26 protein-coding genes are annotated in these 15,841 nt (G+C 42.6%); all 26 read right to left on the bottom strand.

Annotated elements, in window-relative coordinates:
• Window positions 1–76: 76 nt before the first annotated feature.
• Window positions 77–2,191: a glutamine synthetase III family protein gene (locus B5G00_RS09010; protein ID WP_087271753.1), complete on the bottom strand. Its 2,115-nt coding sequence runs from the start codon at window positions 2,189–2,191 to the stop codon at window positions 77–79.
• A 79-nt stretch (window positions 2,192–2,270) separates the two neighbouring features.
• Entirely contained in the window at window positions 2,271–2,828 is a 558-nt protein-coding gene (locus tag B5G00_RS09005) for a manganese efflux pump MntP (protein WP_087271749.1), read from the bottom strand.
• A gap of 59 nt (window positions 2,829–2,887) precedes the next feature.
• On the bottom strand, window positions 2,888–3,871 hold the full coding sequence (locus tag B5G00_RS09000) for a diacylglycerol/lipid kinase family protein (protein ID WP_087271746.1): 984 nt from the start codon (window positions 3,869–3,871) through the stop codon (window positions 2,888–2,890).
• 167 nt (window positions 3,872–4,038) lie between these two features.
• Window positions 4,039–4,575, bottom strand: a complete 537-nt coding sequence (gene rplQ, locus B5G00_RS08995; RefSeq protein ID WP_087271743.1) for a 50S ribosomal protein L17 — start codon at window positions 4,573–4,575, stop codon at window positions 4,039–4,041.
• Window positions 4,576–4,662: 87 nt separating this feature from the next.
• Entirely contained in the window at window positions 4,663–5,622 is a 960-nt protein-coding gene (locus tag B5G00_RS08990) for a DNA-directed RNA polymerase subunit alpha (RefSeq protein ID WP_087271740.1), read from the bottom strand.
• 34 nt (window positions 5,623–5,656) lie between these two features.
• On the bottom strand, window positions 5,657–6,250 hold the full coding sequence (gene rpsD, locus B5G00_RS08985) for a 30S ribosomal protein S4 (RefSeq protein WP_087271737.1): 594 nt from the start codon (window positions 6,248–6,250) through the stop codon (window positions 5,657–5,659).
• An 18-nt stretch (window positions 6,251–6,268) separates the two neighbouring features.
• Window positions 6,269–6,661 (bottom strand): 30S ribosomal protein S11, encoded by a 393-nt coding sequence (gene rpsK / locus B5G00_RS08980; protein WP_087271734.1) that lies wholly within the window; start codon window positions 6,659–6,661, stop codon window positions 6,269–6,271.
• 68 nt (window positions 6,662–6,729) lie between these two features.
• A complete protein-coding gene (gene rpsM, locus B5G00_RS08975) occupies window positions 6,730–7,101 on the bottom strand; it encodes a 30S ribosomal protein S13 (RefSeq protein WP_087271731.1) in 372 nt (123 codons plus the stop codon).
• Window positions 7,102–7,213: 112 nt separating this feature from the next.
• Window positions 7,214–7,342, bottom strand: coding sequence for a hypothetical protein (locus B5G00_RS19505; RefSeq protein ID WP_275532368.1), 129 nt, complete (start codon window positions 7,340–7,342; stop codon window positions 7,214–7,216).
• A gap of 97 nt (window positions 7,343–7,439) precedes the next feature.
• Entirely contained in the window at window positions 7,440–7,553 is a 114-nt protein-coding gene (gene rpmJ, locus B5G00_RS08970) for a 50S ribosomal protein L36 (RefSeq protein ID WP_003022746.1), read from the bottom strand.
• Window positions 7,554–7,728: 175 nt separating this feature from the next.
• A complete protein-coding gene (gene infA / locus B5G00_RS08965; RefSeq protein ID WP_087271728.1) occupies window positions 7,729–7,947 on the bottom strand; it encodes a translation initiation factor IF-1 in 219 nt (72 codons plus the stop codon).
• A gap of 5 nt (window positions 7,948–7,952) precedes the next feature.
• Window positions 7,953–8,228 (bottom strand): KOW domain-containing RNA-binding protein, encoded by a 276-nt coding sequence (locus B5G00_RS08960; protein WP_087271725.1) that lies wholly within the window; start codon window positions 8,226–8,228, stop codon window positions 7,953–7,955.
• Window positions 8,229–8,239: 11 nt separating this feature from the next.
• Window positions 8,240–8,995, bottom strand: coding sequence for a type I methionyl aminopeptidase (map, locus tag B5G00_RS08955; RefSeq protein WP_087271723.1), 756 nt, complete (start codon window positions 8,993–8,995; stop codon window positions 8,240–8,242).
• 5 nt (window positions 8,996–9,000) lie between these two features.
• The gene (locus tag B5G00_RS08950; RefSeq protein ID WP_087271720.1) at window positions 9,001–9,645 is read right to left on the bottom strand and encodes an adenylate kinase; all 645 of its coding nucleotides are present in this window, start codon (window positions 9,643–9,645) and stop codon (window positions 9,001–9,003) included.
• Window positions 9,646–9,877: 232 nt separating this feature from the next.
• Entirely contained in the window at window positions 9,878–11,194 is a 1,317-nt protein-coding gene (secY, locus tag B5G00_RS08945; RefSeq protein ID WP_087271716.1) for a preprotein translocase subunit SecY, read from the bottom strand.
• On the bottom strand, window positions 11,194–11,634 hold the full coding sequence (gene rplO / locus B5G00_RS08940) for a 50S ribosomal protein L15 (RefSeq protein ID WP_087271712.1): 441 nt from the start codon (window positions 11,632–11,634) through the stop codon (window positions 11,194–11,196). The genes secY and rplO overlap by 1 nt, the downstream gene beginning before the upstream one ends.
• Window positions 11,635–11,660: 26 nt before the next feature.
• Window positions 11,661–11,843, bottom strand: coding sequence for a 50S ribosomal protein L30 (rpmD, locus tag B5G00_RS08935; RefSeq protein ID WP_087271709.1), 183 nt, complete (start codon window positions 11,841–11,843; stop codon window positions 11,661–11,663).
• Window positions 11,844–11,856: 13 nt separating this feature from the next.
• A complete protein-coding gene (rpsE, locus tag B5G00_RS08930) occupies window positions 11,857–12,366 on the bottom strand; it encodes a 30S ribosomal protein S5 (RefSeq protein ID WP_087271705.1) in 510 nt (169 codons plus the stop codon).
• A gap of 19 nt (window positions 12,367–12,385) precedes the next feature.
• Window positions 12,386–12,754, bottom strand: a complete 369-nt coding sequence (gene rplR / locus B5G00_RS08925) for a 50S ribosomal protein L18 (RefSeq protein WP_087271702.1) — start codon at window positions 12,752–12,754, stop codon at window positions 12,386–12,388.
• A gap of 17 nt (window positions 12,755–12,771) precedes the next feature.
• Window positions 12,772–13,311: a 50S ribosomal protein L6 gene (gene rplF, locus B5G00_RS08920; protein ID WP_087271699.1), complete on the bottom strand. Its 540-nt coding sequence runs from the start codon at window positions 13,309–13,311 to the stop codon at window positions 12,772–12,774.
• Between the two features lie 73 nt (window positions 13,312–13,384).
• A complete protein-coding gene (gene rpsH / locus B5G00_RS08915) occupies window positions 13,385–13,786 on the bottom strand; it encodes a 30S ribosomal protein S8 (RefSeq protein WP_087271696.1) in 402 nt (133 codons plus the stop codon).
• Between the two features lie 254 nt (window positions 13,787–14,040).
• Window positions 14,041–14,226 carry a type Z 30S ribosomal protein S14 gene (locus B5G00_RS08910; protein ID WP_087271693.1) on the bottom strand — a complete coding sequence of 62 codons (186 nt, stop codon included), beginning with the start codon at window positions 14,224–14,226 and terminating at the stop codon, window positions 14,041–14,043.
• A gap of 18 nt (window positions 14,227–14,244) precedes the next feature.
• The gene (gene rplE / locus B5G00_RS08905) at window positions 14,245–14,784 is read right to left on the bottom strand and encodes a 50S ribosomal protein L5 (RefSeq protein ID WP_087271683.1); all 540 of its coding nucleotides are present in this window, start codon (window positions 14,782–14,784) and stop codon (window positions 14,245–14,247) included.
• Between the two features lie 20 nt (window positions 14,785–14,804).
• The gene (gene rplX / locus B5G00_RS08900; protein ID WP_087271680.1) at window positions 14,805–15,110 is read right to left on the bottom strand and encodes a 50S ribosomal protein L24; all 306 of its coding nucleotides are present in this window, start codon (window positions 15,108–15,110) and stop codon (window positions 14,805–14,807) included.
• Window positions 15,111–15,122: 12 nt separating this feature from the next.
• Entirely contained in the window at window positions 15,123–15,491 is a 369-nt protein-coding gene (gene rplN, locus B5G00_RS08895) for a 50S ribosomal protein L14 (RefSeq protein ID WP_087271677.1), read from the bottom strand.
• 56 nt (window positions 15,492–15,547) lie between these two features.
• Window positions 15,548–15,802, bottom strand: a complete 255-nt coding sequence (gene rpsQ, locus B5G00_RS08890) for a 30S ribosomal protein S17 (protein ID WP_087271674.1) — start codon at window positions 15,800–15,802, stop codon at window positions 15,548–15,550.
• Between the last annotated feature and the right edge of the window lie 39 nt (window positions 15,803–15,841).

Below are 15,841 nucleotides of genomic sequence, written 5' to 3'. Positions count from 1 at the left end.
GCCCATAACAGAAACAAGGCTGCCGCATTGAACAGATATCTTGTTTCATGCAGCAGCCCCGGACTTTCTGAAGTTCCTATACTTCGAATAAAAGATCTCCGTAGGACGGCATTGGCCAGACTTCTTTGTCAACGATCATTTCCAGTTCATCAACTGGTTTTCTCAGGGCGTCCATGGCTGGGATCACCTGACGGCGATAGAAATATGCCTTATCTCTGCCGTCTGACATTCCATGGGCTTTTTCAGATACAGTCTTAAGGTTTTCCAGGGCGTCTCTGGTCTCTTTCAGAAGGCGGGATGTGGTCTGCAAAAGTTCAGTCTGCACATCTACATCCAGCACACCGGCAGAAACAATAGAGTTAATGGCGTCTGCCAGATTCTTCGTATATTTGATCACTGCCGGAATAATCTGTTTTCCAGCAATATCAATCATGGTCTTTGCCTCAATATTGATTGCCTTGGAATAAGTCTCGTATTTAATCTCCTGTCTGGACTCCAATTCTGCTTTTGTAAATACTCCGAACTTTTCGAAAAGCTCCACTGCTTTATCTGAAGTCATTACATCTACTGCCTCTACCATGCAGGTCAGGTTGGGAAGGCCTCTTCTTTCAGCTTCTTCCACCCACTCCTGAGAATATCCGTTTCCGTTGAATACGATCCTCTGGTGCTCCGTAAAGTTTTTCTTGATCAGATCATGAACAGCCAGGCTGAAGTCTTCTGCCTTTTCCAGCTCATCGCAGGCCTCTTTAAAGGCTTCTGCAACAATGGTATTCAGCACCACGTTTGCCGGAGCGATAGAGTCTCTGGAACCCACCATACGGAACTCAAATTTATTTCCTGTAAAGGCAAATGGTGAGGTTCTGTTCCTGTCTGTAGTATCTCTCATAAACTCTGGAATGGATTTTACTCCGGTTTCCAGCTTTTCACTTTCAATACTGTGGTCTGCCATACCGGTTGTGATCAGCTGGTTCATTACATCTGTAAGCTGATCTCCCAAAAATACAGAAACGATGGCCGGCGGCGCCTCATTTGCCCCCAGACGATGATCATTTCCTACATCAGAAGCTGACTCTCTCAGAAGATCTGCATGTCTGTCAACAGCTTTGAGGACGCAGCTTAAAATAAGAAGGAACTGGATATTTTCATGAGGAGTATTTCCCGGATCTAAAAGATTGACTCCTGTGTCTGTGGTCAGAGACCAGTTATTATGCTTTCCTGAACCATTTACCCCTGCAAAAGGTTTCTCATGAAGAAGACACTTCATGCCATGCTGAGATGCTACTCTTTTCAATGTCTGCATAATGATCTGGTTGTGGTCTACCTCTACATTAGCTTCCGCATAGATCGGCGCCAGTTCATGCTGTGCAGGAGCCACTTCGTTATGCTGGGTCTTGGAAGTTACTCCCAGTTTCCAGAGTTCCTCATTTACATGTTTCATATATGCAGAAACTCTCTGGCGGATAGTTCCCAGATAGTGGTCATCCAGCTCCTGCCCTTTAGGAGGCATGGCTCCAAAAAGAGTCCTGCCTGTAAACACCAGGTCTTTTCTTCTGCTGAACATCTTCTCGCTGACCAGGAAATATTCCTGTTCTGCCCCAACAGAAGGAATCACCCTTTTCGCAGTAGTATCGCCAAAAAGCCGTACCAAGCGAAGGGCCTGAGTGCCTACTGCCTGCATGGAGCGGAGAAGAGGGGTCTTCTGGTCCAGAGCCTCCCCTGTGTAGGAGCAAAAGGCTGTAGGAATACAGAGAGTTGCTCCTGCCGCATCATGTCTTACAAAAGCCGGGGAAGTGCAGTCCCAGGCAGTATAGCCTCTGGCCTCGAAAGTAGCCCGCAGACCTCCAGATGGAAAAGAAGAAGCATCTGGCTCTCCCTTTATCAGTTCCTTTCCTGAAAAACTCATAAGGACCTTGCCATTTGGCTGAGGTGCAGTGATAAAGGCGTCATGTTTCTCTGCTGTTACGCCAGTAAGAGGCTGAAACCAGTGGGTATAGTGAGTAGCGCCTTTTTCAATGGCCCATTCTTTCATTTCATGGGCGATAACGTCTGCCATCTCCAGAGACAGCTCCTTGCCCTCCAGTATTGTCTGCTTTAATTCCTTATAGACTTTCTTCGGGAGACGCTGCTGCATCACGAAATCATTAAATACATCTTCTCCAAATATCTCGGTTACATTGGTATATTCGCCCATACTCCGGCTCCTTCCTCTTTTACAATTTTTTAAAACTGTTACTAAGATACCGCAAAAACCCTGAAAATGCAAGTGTTTTTTACAGTTTACATAAAGTTCCCGCTCCAAGGATCAACAGACAGATGCCGCTTATCCAGGAAATATCTTTCCGAAAAACATGTCGAAAATGATTTCCTGCTCTCCATCCGGCCTCCATCATAAGAATACCTCCAAGAAAAACGCCGGGAATCAGGAGCCCCTCTTCAGCCTGTACCAGTCCTGTGCCGATGCCTGCCGCCAATCCGTCCAGGGAAAGAATAAGGGCCAGTAGAATTCCCTGGAAATAATCCAGTTCCTGAACCTCCTGTTCCTCCCCGCTTCTCCTGCCCTGTAAGAATTTCCATATTCTATATCCCCCCATTCCCAGAAGGACCAGCGCACCTGCAGCAATAGCAATGTTCCTGGGAAAAAAACCTTCCATAACCCTCCCAGTGCAGATTCCGCCAGCCAGAAGAAGACTCATCACAAGATTCATGACCAAAATCATTTTCATGGACATTTTCACGTTCTGAGCGCCATATGAAAAACTGACCACAAAAGAATCTGTGGTCAGTGCAGCAATCAACAGGATTACATTAAGAAAAGCAGTCCAGTTCATAATACACCATCATTTATCAATTTCTATATCATATGACAGTGTTTCTTCAGAGGTTTCTTTTACTGTGGGGTTATTTCCTGTTCCTTCTGTTCTTCCTGCTCTTTCTCTTCTATATTCTCCATCTCATTTGCATTGTTGATCAGCGGTACTTTGTCATTTACGGGCAGCATAATCTTCACTGCATGCTTCAGATTCCGGATTTCTACCCTGTCATGTTCCCCGCCGTACTCTCCGTCAAGAGTCCAGGGAATCTCCTCTTCCCCAATAACGGTCAGAGAAGAGGTTTTAAAGGCCTCAATCATCTTTGTATCATTTCCGCCTACTAAAGAGGCAATAATCTCGTTAAGCTCTAAAAGTGTTTTGGGCATTCGGATAAACATAACCTCAAATACTCCGTCATCCAGCATTACATCTGGACCTGTGAGTTTCTTAAATCCTCCCACTGAAGTGGAATTACTCACCATTCCGAAAATAAATTCCCCCTCCAGATTCACTTCTTCACTTATAACCTGGAGTTTATAAGACTTAATATTAAAAATCCTCTGAGTTCCTTCTAATATATATGCTGCATGGCCCAGGATATTTTTCAAATCCTGGTTTGTTTCATAAGAAACGTCCGTGAAAAGGCCAAAAGCTGCAATATATACAAAATAGTCCTGATTAAATTTCCCCACATCAAAAGCATGGGGTACTCCTTCCACAATATCTGTAGCTGCCTGGAGCATATTCTTGGAAATATGCAGACTATTGGCAAAATCATTAGTACTGCCCGCAGGAATATAGCCTACAGGCGTAGTGCAATCTACCCGCAGCATACCGGAAACGATCTCATCTAATGTGCCGTCTCCGCCGCTGGCAACTACAATATCATATTCTCCCGCTTTTTTCCTTGCTATTTTAAATCCATCCATATAGGCCTGGGTAGGATGTACCGTAACTTCATATCCTCCTTTTACAAAAATATCCAGGATATCCATAAGACGAGTTTTGATACTTCCCTTTCCTGACCTGGGATTAAATATGAATAACATTTTTTTGCCCATAAATTTCCTCCAGTCACTATTAACCTTTTCCAGAAGTTTTGATTCTTAATTTTACTACTTTTACAATTATGAGACAAGGTAAAAAAAAGAAGTTATCTCCCGCTTTTAAGTGAGATAACTTCTTTTCCATATCTTTCCGCTCTTCTCGCTCAGAAAATTACAGAAGCTTATACCAGCTCTAATACAACTTCCATTGCGGCATCGCCTTTACGAGGACCGATTTTGATGATTCTTGTATAACCACCATTGCGGTCAGCGTATTTTGGAGCGATTTCTGTAAACATTTTCTCTACCATGTCTACATTCTTTGTGTTTTTCTTTTTGCCAGCTGCTGCAGCAGGAACTTCTGTTACAGGATAGAAGACTTTCAGCATCTGTCTTCTGGCATGTAATCTGGAAGGAGCATCTTTCTTGATCTCTTTCTGTACTTCGTCATATACGGTAACTTTCTTGCCGTCTACAACTTCTTTTACTCTCTTGCCTTCAGCATCTTTGCGGGCAACTTTTGCTGTAACTGTAACAGTCTCAAAGTTGTCTTTTTCGCGAACAGCCATAGCAATAAGGCCTTCAGCGATCTTGCGGACTTCTTTGGCTCTTGTCTCAGTTGTAACAATTTTTCCATGGTATAACAGATTTGTAACCTGATTTCTGAGTAATGCTTTTCTCTGATCAGATGTTCTGCCTAATTTTCTATACTTTGCCATTTTTGATTTCCTCCATTTGTGGAACAATACGCCATGCTTTCATCGGTCTTACTGACGTATTGCTTTATTTCCATAATGTTATATGGCTTACTCTTCGCTTGGATTTAACTGTAAGCCTAATTCTTTCAGCTTCGCCAGTACTTCTTCCAGAGACTTCCGGCCCAGATTACGAACCTTCATCATATCTTCCGGCGTACGGTTGCAAAGCTCTTCAACAGTATTGATGCCAGCACGTTTTAAGCAGTTATAGGAACGAACAGAAAGCTCCAGCTCATCAATGTTCATCTCCAGTACTTTTTCTTTCTCATTGTCTTCTTTCTCGATCATGACTTCTGCAGTCTTTGCACTCTCAGAAAGATCGACGAAGAGGCTTAAATGCTCGCTGAGCACTTTCGCAGCAAGACTTACAGCCTCGTCTGCATCCAGTGTTCCGTTTGTATAGATATCCAGTGTCAGTTTATCAAAGTCAGTCACCTGACCTACACGGGTATTTTCTACAGACATATTGACACGCTCTACAGGAGTGTAGATCGCATCTACTGCGATCACGCCGATTGGCATGTCGTCTGTTTTTCCTTTATCAGCACTTACATATCCACGGCCTTTTGTAATTGTCAGCTCTGCATTAAATTTGCAGTCTGCTCCGCCGTTTAAGGTTGCAATCACCTGATCTGGATTCAGAATCTCAAGATCCTGGTCAACCTGGATATCAGCGCCGGTAACAACACCTTCGCCTTCAAACTCAATATAAGCAGTTTTCGGCTCATTGCTGTCGCTTAAGTTCTTAATTGCCAGATTCTTCAGGTTCATGACGATTTCCGTCACATCTTCCTTTACTCCCGGAATAGAACTGAATTCATGGAGAACCCCATCAATTTTCACCTGGCTTACGGCAGCTCCCGGCAAAGAAGAAAGCATGATCCTTCTTAAAGAATTTCCCAGTGTAATGCCATATCCTCTTTCCAGCGGCTCTACCACAAATTTCCCATATCTCTTATCATCAGACATCTCTGTGATTTGAATTTTGGGTTTATTAAAATCGAACATGCAAAGCCCTCCTTGCTACGTGCATAATCCTTAATTATTTGGAGTACAACTCGACGATTAACATTTCATTTACAGGTACGTCGATCTCTTCTCTTGTAGGAAGCGCCTTCACTTCACCTTTCAGAGCTTCCTGGTCAACATCCAGCCAAGCCGGAACAAGACGTCCGCCAGTTACTTCCAGAATATCTTTATATCTCTGAGAGCCTTTGCATTTCTCTTTGATTTCAATAACATCTCCAGCCTTTACCAGGTAAGAAGGAATGTTCACCTGTTTTCCGTTTACTAATACGTGTTTGTGGTCAACGATCTGTCTTGCTTCTTTTCTTGTTCTTGCGAATCCAAGACGGAAGATCACGTTGTCCAGACGTGTTTCCAGCATAACCATCAGGTTTTCACCTGTCTGTCCTGGTTTCTGATCTGCTTTCTTATAGTAGTTGCGGAATGGTTTTTCCAGAACGCCATAGATGAATTTTGCTTTCTGTTTTTCTTTTAACTGAAGTCCGTACTCAGACACTTTTCTGTTTGATCTTTTTAACTGTCTGGTAGATTTTTTATCTATTCCTAAATATACCGGGTCCAGACCTAAGGACCTGCATCTTTTCAGAACTGGTACTCTATTTACTGCCATGATTATTTGACCTCCTAATTAGACTCTTCTGCGTTTTGGTGGACGGCAACCATTGTGAGGAACCGGTGTTACGTCTTTAATGCTTGTAACTTCGATGCCGCATGCTGCCAGTGCACGGATTGCTGCTTCTCTTCCTGAACCAGGTCCTTTTACAAAAACGTCAACAGTCTTCAGACCATGAACAATTGCTGCTTTTGCAGCTGTTTCTGCAGCCATCTGAGCTGCATATGGAGTAGATTTCCTTGAACCTTTAAATCCCAGACCACCGGCACTTGCCCAAGATAAAGCATTTCCCTCAGCATCTGTCAATGTAACGATTGTGTTATTGAAAGAAGACTGGATATGTGCCTGTCCGCGTTCAACGTTTTTCTTAACACGCTTTTTTGTCACTTTTTTTGTAACTTTAGCCATTTCTAAACTAACCTACTTTCTCTAATATTCAAACTCTTGGTAAATTTCTAAATCAAACAGTCCGCTTATTATTTCTTCTTGTTAGCAACTGTTCTCTTAGGACCTTTTCTTGTTCTTGCATTTGTCTTAGTCTTCTGTCCACGAACAGGAAGTCCTTTACGATGACGGATACCTCTGTAGCATCCAATCTCCTGAAGTCTCTTGATATTCAGAGCGATCTCTCTTCTCAGATCACCTTCTACCGGGATCTCTAACTCTTCAATCGCATCACGGATCTTTCCAACTTCTTCGTCAGTGATATCTCTGACACGAGTGTCAGGATTTACGCCTGCTTTTTCCAGGATACGGTCTGCACTTGCTCTTCCGATTCCGTAGATATATGTCAGACCGATCTCAATACGTTTTTCTCTTGGTAAGTCTACACCAGCTATACGAGCCATGTATTTTTTCCTCCATTTTCTGTTAATATTGTTCCTAATTGAGACACATAAAATTGACGGGGTTCTATGCGTCCAGCCGCTGAAAGGAAAGTTCTGCCTTCCTTTTATAATTTTACGCAGCCTTTCCGGTATTGGCGTATACCGGTATTAAGCAATATTCTTCCGCTGTCCTCTCGGTACAGACAGCCACAGGAGATGATACCTTGTGTATCATACTAATATTACTATATTTGATCAGCATGAACAACGCCTCCTGGCGGTTCATACTGCAGCCGCACTAAAATTAACACAAACAAATCGTCAGTAACTAATCTTTGTCATTATTCAGTCTTCAAAAATTAGCCCTGACGCTGTTTGTGTTTTGGGTTTTCACAGATAATTCTGATGCTTCCCTTTCTTTTGATAACCTTGCACTTTTCGCAAATTGGTTTTACAGATGATCTTACCTTCACTGTTCTTCCTCCTTTCTGAGCATAAAAGTACATTTGATATAATAACACCTCTATGACAAGAATGCAAGAACTTTTTTATGAATTTTTAATTTTTGCAGCTTTTCAGGCTAAAAGAAGAATTGAAAACACCCTGTGTGAAGCGGACTGAAACTGCTTCTTACAGGGTGTCTGCAATTTATTTATCTCTCCAGATGATCCTTCCCTTGCTCAGATCGTAAGGTGACATTTCAATGGTAACTTTGTCTCCCGGAAGGATACGGATGAAGTTCATCCTTAACTTTCCGCTGATATGAGCCAGGATCACATGTTTATTTTCCAGTTCTACTTTAAACATGGCGTTTGGCAATTTTTCAACTACCGTTCCTTCTACTTCAATAACATCTGCCTTTGACATAAAACTTAAACCTCCTGTTGATTTTTATAGTCTTTAATGGCTTTTTTTATCTGTTCATCTTTAAGTTCCTGTTCTGTTTCCAGGGCCTTTGCAAGAACCATGGGAATATGATAATTGATCTGAATGTGTTTCTGTTTCTTTTTCTTAGGCTGGCAGACACTGCGGTTCTTTCCGTCTGCAAGATATACATATTCCTGGTCAGCTTTTATCACCACATATAATCTGCCTTTATCATGTCCGGCCTTGGATACAGCCAGCATCCCCGTTTTAAAGTCTCTCATAGTTTCTCCTTCTATCTGGAAAGAGTGAGGATTTCCGGCTCGTCCTCTGTGATCAGAATGGTATTTTCGTAATGGGCAGACAGAGAACCGTCCTGGGTTACCACTGTCCAGTCATCATCCAGCCATTCCACATCGGCTCTTCCCTGATTGATCATAGGTTCGATAGCCAAAGTCATACCGGGGATCAATCGAATTCCCCTTCTCTTCTGAGGAAAATTGGGAATCTGCGGATCTTCATGAAGATGGGTACCGATACCGTGTCCTACCAGGTCCCGTACTACTCCATATCCGAATTGCCCAGCGTAATTGCCGATAGCAGCAGATATATCATGAAGATGGTTTCCTGCTTTGGCATATTTGATTCCTTCAAAGAAGCTCTCCCTTGTCACATTGATCAGCTGCTGAGCCTCCGGGGAAATTTTCCCCACAGCATGAGTTCTGGCTGCATCTGAATGATACCCTTTATAAATCAGTCCTGCATCCAGACTGACGATATCTCCCTCCTGAAGGATCCTGTTCTTTTTGGGAATACCATGGACCACTTCATCGTTTACCGACACACAGATAGAAGCCGGATAGCCATTGTAGTTTAAAAAATTGGGAGTACAGCCCAGGCTCCTGATAAGCTTTTCTCCGAACCTGTCAATATCCAGAGTACTGATTCCCGGTTTGACAAAATCGGCCAGTTCATCATGTACTTTTTCCAGAAGTCTGCCTGCCTCTCTCATAAGTTCAATCTCTCTGGCAGTTTTTATTGTTACTGACATGTTTATTACGCTCCTAATATATCCACGATAGCCTGGAACACGTCCTCCATGTCAACAGTACCGTCAACTTCTTTGAGCACTCCGGCTTTTCCGTAGTAATCGATAAGAGGCTGGGTCTGGTCATGATATACGCCAAGGCGCTTCTGAACAGTTTCCGGCTTATCATCATCTCTTAAAATCAGCTTCTCGCCGCATGCATCGCAGACATCCTCTGTCTTTGGAGGATTATACTTAATATGATAAGTAGCTCCGCAGCCTACACAGGCTCTTCTGCCTGACATACGGTTAATAATGTTCTCATCAGGAACTTCAACGTTGATAGCATAATCTACTTTCTGTCCCATCTTTGCAAGGGCTGCATCCAGGCTCTCTGCCTGGGGGATTGTTCTTGGAAATCCGTCCAGGATATATCCGTTTTTACAGTCTTCCTGGTTTACTCTGTCAATTACCAGATCCACCGTCAGCTCATCGGGAACCAGAAGTCCCTGATCCATATAAGTTTTTGCTTTCTTTCCTAATTCTGTCCCATTTTTGATGTTTGCCCGGAAAATATCTCCGGTAGAAATATGGGGAATTCCATATTTCTGGGCAATTTTCTTTGCCTGTGTGCCTTTTCCCGCACCAGGTGCGCCTAACATGATAATCTTCATACCTTTTCCCCTTTCTGCTACAATGTGGCGGATTTTGGCTGCAGTACGCTCCCAAAGCTCCGCTTTAGCCGGCGCCAGTCAGGCGCCCTGACATCATAATACACCAATTACAGATTTTTCGCCATATAATATTTTAGAGACAGCCACAGAAACTGAAGATTTTACAGTTACTGAAAATCTGCCATTCCTGCGACGGTCTCTTTCCTATAGGGTTTTATCTTTTCAAACCCTCTTATTCACTTAAAAAGCCTCTGTAGTTACGCACCAGCATACGTGATTCAATCTGTTTCAATGTTTCCAATACAACACCTACAACAATGATGAGAGATGTTCCGCCAAAGGAAACATTGGCACCGAAAACTCCGTTAAAGAAGAAAGGAATCACCGCTACGATAACAAGTCCCGCAGCACCTATGAAGATAATGTAACTCAGGATTTTCTCCAGATATTCCTGGGTTGGTTTTCCGGGACGGATACCCGGGACAAAGCCACCCTGCTTTTTCATATTGTCTGCTACTTCCATGGGATTGAAAGTAATAGACGTATAGAAATAAGCAAAAAAGATTACCAGTACAATATACAGTACCAGTCCCAGGGAATATATTGGCTGACTGGGGTTAAACCAGTTGCTGGAAGTCAAACCTCTCATAATCTGGCTTCCAATGCCTGTTCCATCTGTCTTACCCAGAAAACTTGCGATGATCACAGGGAAAGACATCAGCGAAGAGGCAAAGATAATGGGAATAACACCGGCAGTATTTACTTTCAACGGAATAGAGCTGGACTGTCCGCCCATAACTTTTCTTCCAACCATCTTCTTAGAATACTGTACCGGAATTCTGCGGATACCGCCGTTCAGGATCAATACCAGGACTACCACAAGAAGAATGATCGCTGCAATGATCAAAGCCGCTAAAGCGCCTCTGGCAATGGTTTTTCCCTGTACAAAGGTCTGAAACAGGCTAACCAGATCATTGGGGATCCTGGATACGATATTGATCATCAGGACAATAGATATACCATTACCCACACCGTTCTCAGTAATCCGCTCACCAATCCACATCAGCATACTGGAGCCTGCGGTCAGGCAAGCTACTACCACAATACCTTTTACCACTGTCATATCCGGAATCAGCCCTCTGTTTCCGAAGCCTACAGTCATAGCAACAGACTGGAAAAGAGCCAGACCTACCGTAACATAACGGGTAATTGCTGTAAGTTTCTTCCTTCCCTCTTCACCATCGCGATGCATTTCCTCTAACTGTGGAATTGCAATAGTCAAAAGCTGGATAATAATGGAAGAAGTAATGTACGGCGTGATATTTAATGCAAATATGGACATTTCGGTAAAGGAACCGCCAGTGAATGCATCAAAAAAATTGAATGCATCACTGGACTGGCTCTCAAACCATTCTTTAAAGTAATCGCTGTCTACTCCCGGAATGGGAAGCTGGGAACCTATACGGATGATCACCAGCATCAGCAGTACATAAAAAATTCGACGTCTTACATCCTTTATCTTAAAGGCATTTTTAAGAGTCTGCAGCATTAGATCACCTCTACTGTTCCACCTGCGGCTTCAATCTTTGCCTTAGCGCTTTCGCTTACAGCATTAACTTTTACATTCAGCTTCTTTGTTAACTCACCGTTGCCCAGAAGTTTTACACCGTCTCCTAATTTAGAGATAGCGCCGGAAGCCAGTAAAGCTGCTGGAGTAACCTCTGCTCCATCCTCAAATCTGTTTAAAATATCAACGTTTACTGCAATGATCTCCTTAGAGTTTCTGCATTTGAAGCCTCTCTTTGGAAGTCTTCTGTATAAAGGCATCTGACCGCCTTCGAAACCTGGTCTTTTAGCTCCGGAACGAGCCTTCTGTCCTTTATGGCCTTTACCTGCTGTCTTACCGTTTCCTGAACCATGGCCACGGCCTCTTCTGAAGTTATCGCTCTGTCTGGAGCCTTCTGCTGGTCTTAAATTTGATAAATCCATGTTGGCACCTCCTTTTTCTGCTGATCTTAGATTTCTTCTACTTTCACTAAGTGTCTAACCTGCTGGATCATTCCGCGCACTGCTGCGTTATCCGGCATTTCCACTGTTTTGTTCAGTTTTCTTAAACCTAAAGCTTCTACTGTTTTTTTATGTTTCGGAACAGCACCGATTGTAGATTTCACCAGAGTGATTTTTAATTTATCTGCCATTTTTCAATCCTCCTTATGCAAAAATCTCGTCTACAGATTTTCCACGAAGTTTTGCAACTTCTTCCGGAGTCTTTAACTGGCTTAAACCTGCGATGGTAGCCAGAACAACGTTCTGTTTGTTACGGGAACCCATACATTTTGTACGGATATTCTTAATACCTGCAAGTTCAATTACCGCACGAGCTGGACCTCCGGCAATAACACCAGTACCTTCAGGAGCTTTCTTCATCAGCATCTGAGCGCTTCCGAATTTTCCTACGAAGTCATGGGTAATACTTCCGTTTTCATCTCTTGCTACAGTAATCAATTTTTTCATAGCATCTTCTTTTCCTTTGCGGATCGCTTCAGGAATTTCAGCTGCTTTACCTAAACCAGCGCCAACATGTCCGTTGCCGTCACCAACAACAACTAAAGCTGAAAAACGGAAGTTACGACCACCTTTAACAACCTTTGTTACACGCTTGATTGATACTACTTTTTCTTCTAATTCAAGCTGACTAGCATCAATAATAGAACGTTTCATGTGTTCTTTTCCTCCCTTATTAGAATTCTAACCCAGCTTCTCTTGCTGCGTCTGCTAAAGCTTTGATTTTTCCATGATATATAAAACCGCCTCTGTCAAAGACAACTTCTTTGATTCCAGCTTCGATTGCTCTCTTAGCAATAACTGTACCTAAATATGCTGCGGCGTCAACGTTATTGGTTTTTTCTAATTCAGCTTTTACATCTTTCTGAGTTGTAGAAGCAGAAACCAGAGTTTTTCCAACTGTATCGTCAATAATTTGAGCATACATATGATTATTGCTGCGGAATACTGCTAAACGAGGTGTAGCAGCGGTGCCGCTGAGATGATTACGTATTCTTCTATGCTTTTTTGCGCGAACTTTCGCTCTTGATACTTTACTAACCATTTTTACACTCTCCTTAATTATTTCTTACCAGTCTTACCAACTTTACGTCTGATAACTTCATCAGCATATTTAATACCTTTACCTTTGTAAGGTTCAGGTTTTCTCTTATCTCTGATTTCAGCAGCATACTGGCCGACTCTTTCTTTATCGATACCGGATACGATGATCTTATTTCCGTCTACCTTGGACTCCAGACCTTCTGGATCTTCCATTTCAACGGGATGAGAGTATCCTAAGTTCAGGACTAATTTCTTACCCTGTTTTGCTGCTCTGTAACCTACACCGTTTACTTCCAGAGTTTTTTCATATCCCTGGCTGACACCGATTACCATGTTCTGGATCAGGGTTCTTGTTAAACCGTGTAAAGATTTCATTTTCTTTAAATCATTTGGTCTTGTTACAACAACATGACCATCTTCAACTTTGATTGACATTTCAACAGGTAACGCTCTTTCAAGTGTTCCCTTAGGACCTTTTACAGTCACTACATTGTTCTCAGCTACTTTTACTTCTACTCCAGCTGGAACAGCTACAGGCAGTCTTCCAATACGTGACATACCAATTTCCTCCTTACTTAGATTTTCGGAAGGGCCTATTATGGTTCCCTTCTGTTTTCAGTATCTCGATAAATTACCAAACAAATGCCAGAACTTCGCCGCCTACGTGGAGCTTTCTAGCTTCTTTGTCTGTGATCACACCCTGGTTGGTGGAAAGGATGGCAATTCCCAGTCCTCCTAATACTCTTGGAATTTCCTGGCTGCCGGCGTAGATACGCAGACCTGGTTTAGAAATTCTCTTCAGACCTGTAATGATCTTTTCGTTTTTATCTGCACCGTATTTTAAAGTGATACGGATTGTTTTAAAGTTTCCTTCTTCCAGAACGTCATATTTTGCGATATAACCTTCTTTTAAAAGAATATCTGCGATAGCAAGTTTCATCTTAGATGATGGAACATCTACTGTGTCATGTTTTGCAGTGTTCGCGTTACGGATTCTTGTAAGCATATCTGCGATTGGATCGCTCATTGTCATGATAGTTTCCTCCTAATTTAGACTTTTCATGTTAATTACTATACTGTCAGATGGCTTGCATCTGTATAGGGGTGTTGGCAACGGTTCGGCACACCACTCTCACTAAATTCAGCCTTCGCTAAAAGTTATCGGGGTGTCTTCCCTCAACTAAGCTCATCTCTCGCCTTCGGCTCGGCTTCGCTAAGGTTCGGGAAGGGCCTCGCACTAAGTTCAAGCTGCGCCTTTCGGCTTGCTTTCACTAAGTTGCTTTCGGCCTACCAGCTTGCTTTTTTTACTCCTGGGATCTGGCCTTTGTATGCCAGCTCACGGAAGCAGATACGGCAGATACCGTATTTTCTTAAATATGCATGTGGACGTCCACAGATACGGCAGCGGCTGTACTCTCTTGTGGAGAATTTCTGTTTACGCTGCTGTTTTACTTTCATTGCTGTTTTAGCCATGAATTTTCCCTCCTATAATTACTTTGCAAATGGCATGTTGAATAATGTCAATAATTCACGAGCTTCTTCGTCTGTTTTAGCAGTGGTTACGAAAATAACATCCATACCTCTTACTTTATCGACTTTATCATATTCCACTTCAGGGAAAATCAGCTGCTCTTTGATTCCAAGGGCATAATTTCCTCTTCCGTCAAATGCGTTAGGATTTACACCACGGAAGTCACGTACACGAGGCAGTGCCAGGTTGATGAGACGATCTGCAAACTCATACATTTTCTCGCCTCTTAATGTTACTTTACAACCAATTGGCATACCCTCACGGATCTTGAAGTTAGCAATGGAATTTTTCGCTTTTGTTGTCACAGCCTTCTGGCCTGTGATCAGCTCCATATCAGCAACCGCTGCATCCAGAACTTTTGCGTTGTCCTTTGCTTCGCCTACACCCATGTTTACAACGATCTTATCGAGTTTCGGCACTTCCATGATATTTTTATAACCAAACTTTTTGATCATAGCATCTACGATCTCATTTTTATACATATCTTTAAGTCTGCTCATTTGTTGGCCTCCTCTCTCAATTAATCGATCACTTTGCCTGTAGTCTTAGCCACACGCACTTTCTTGCCATCCTCAACTTTAAAGCCGATTCTGGTAACTTTACCTTCATGCATAACCATTACATTGGAGGCATCGATCCAAGCTTCTTTGTTTACGATACCGCCCTGCTGATTGCTCATGGATGGTTTTGTGTGTTTTGTGACCATGTTTACGCCTTCAACCAGAACAGCGCCTTTTTTCGGATTAACAGAGATTACTTTTCCTTCTTTGTCTTTATCTTTGCCGGCGATAACTTTAACAGTATCGCCTTTTTTAATCTTAAACATCAGGCTTACCTCCTATAATACTTCTGGAGCTAAGGAAACAATCTTCATAAACTGTTTCTCACGAAGCTCTCTGGCTACTGGTCCAAAAATACGGGTTCCTCTTGGTGTCTTGTCATCTTTGATGATAACGGCTGCATTTTCATCAAATTTGATGTAAGAGCCGTCTTTACGGCGAACGCCTTTAACAGTACGAACAACAACTGCCTTTACAACGTCACCTTTTTTCACAACACCGCCTGGTGTTGCATCTTTGACCGTAGCAACGATAACATCGCCGATATTGGCATATCTTCTAGTAGAACCGCCCATAACACGGATGCAGAGGATTTCTTTTGCGCCAGTGTTGTCAGCGACTCTAAGTCTACTTTCCTGTTGAATCATGCTGGGATTCCTCCTTCACGAATTTCCAAACTATATTCCAATAACTGGAAGACCAATTATTTCACTCTTTCTACAACTTCTACAAGTCTCCATCTCTTGTCTTTGGACAGAGGTCTTGTTTCCATAACCTTTACGGTATCACCGATGTTGCAGGTATTCTCTTCGTCATGTGCTTTTAATTTATAGGTTCTCTTTACGATCTTTTTGTAAAGAGGATGTTTTACGTGGTCTTCGATAGCAACTACAATAGTTTTGTCCATCTTGTTGCTGACAACTTTACCAACACGTGTTTTTCTCAGATTTCTTTCCACGATTATGCTGCTCCTTTCTATCTAATAGGAATTTCTTCC

The sequence above is a fragment of the Blautia sp. An46 genome (assembly GCF_002161645.1).
In the GTDB taxonomy this organism is placed as follows: domain Bacteria; phylum Bacillota; class Clostridia; order Lachnospirales; family Lachnospiraceae; genus Blautia; species Blautia ornithocaccae.
This window is presented reverse-complemented; position numbering and strand designations above follow the sequence as displayed.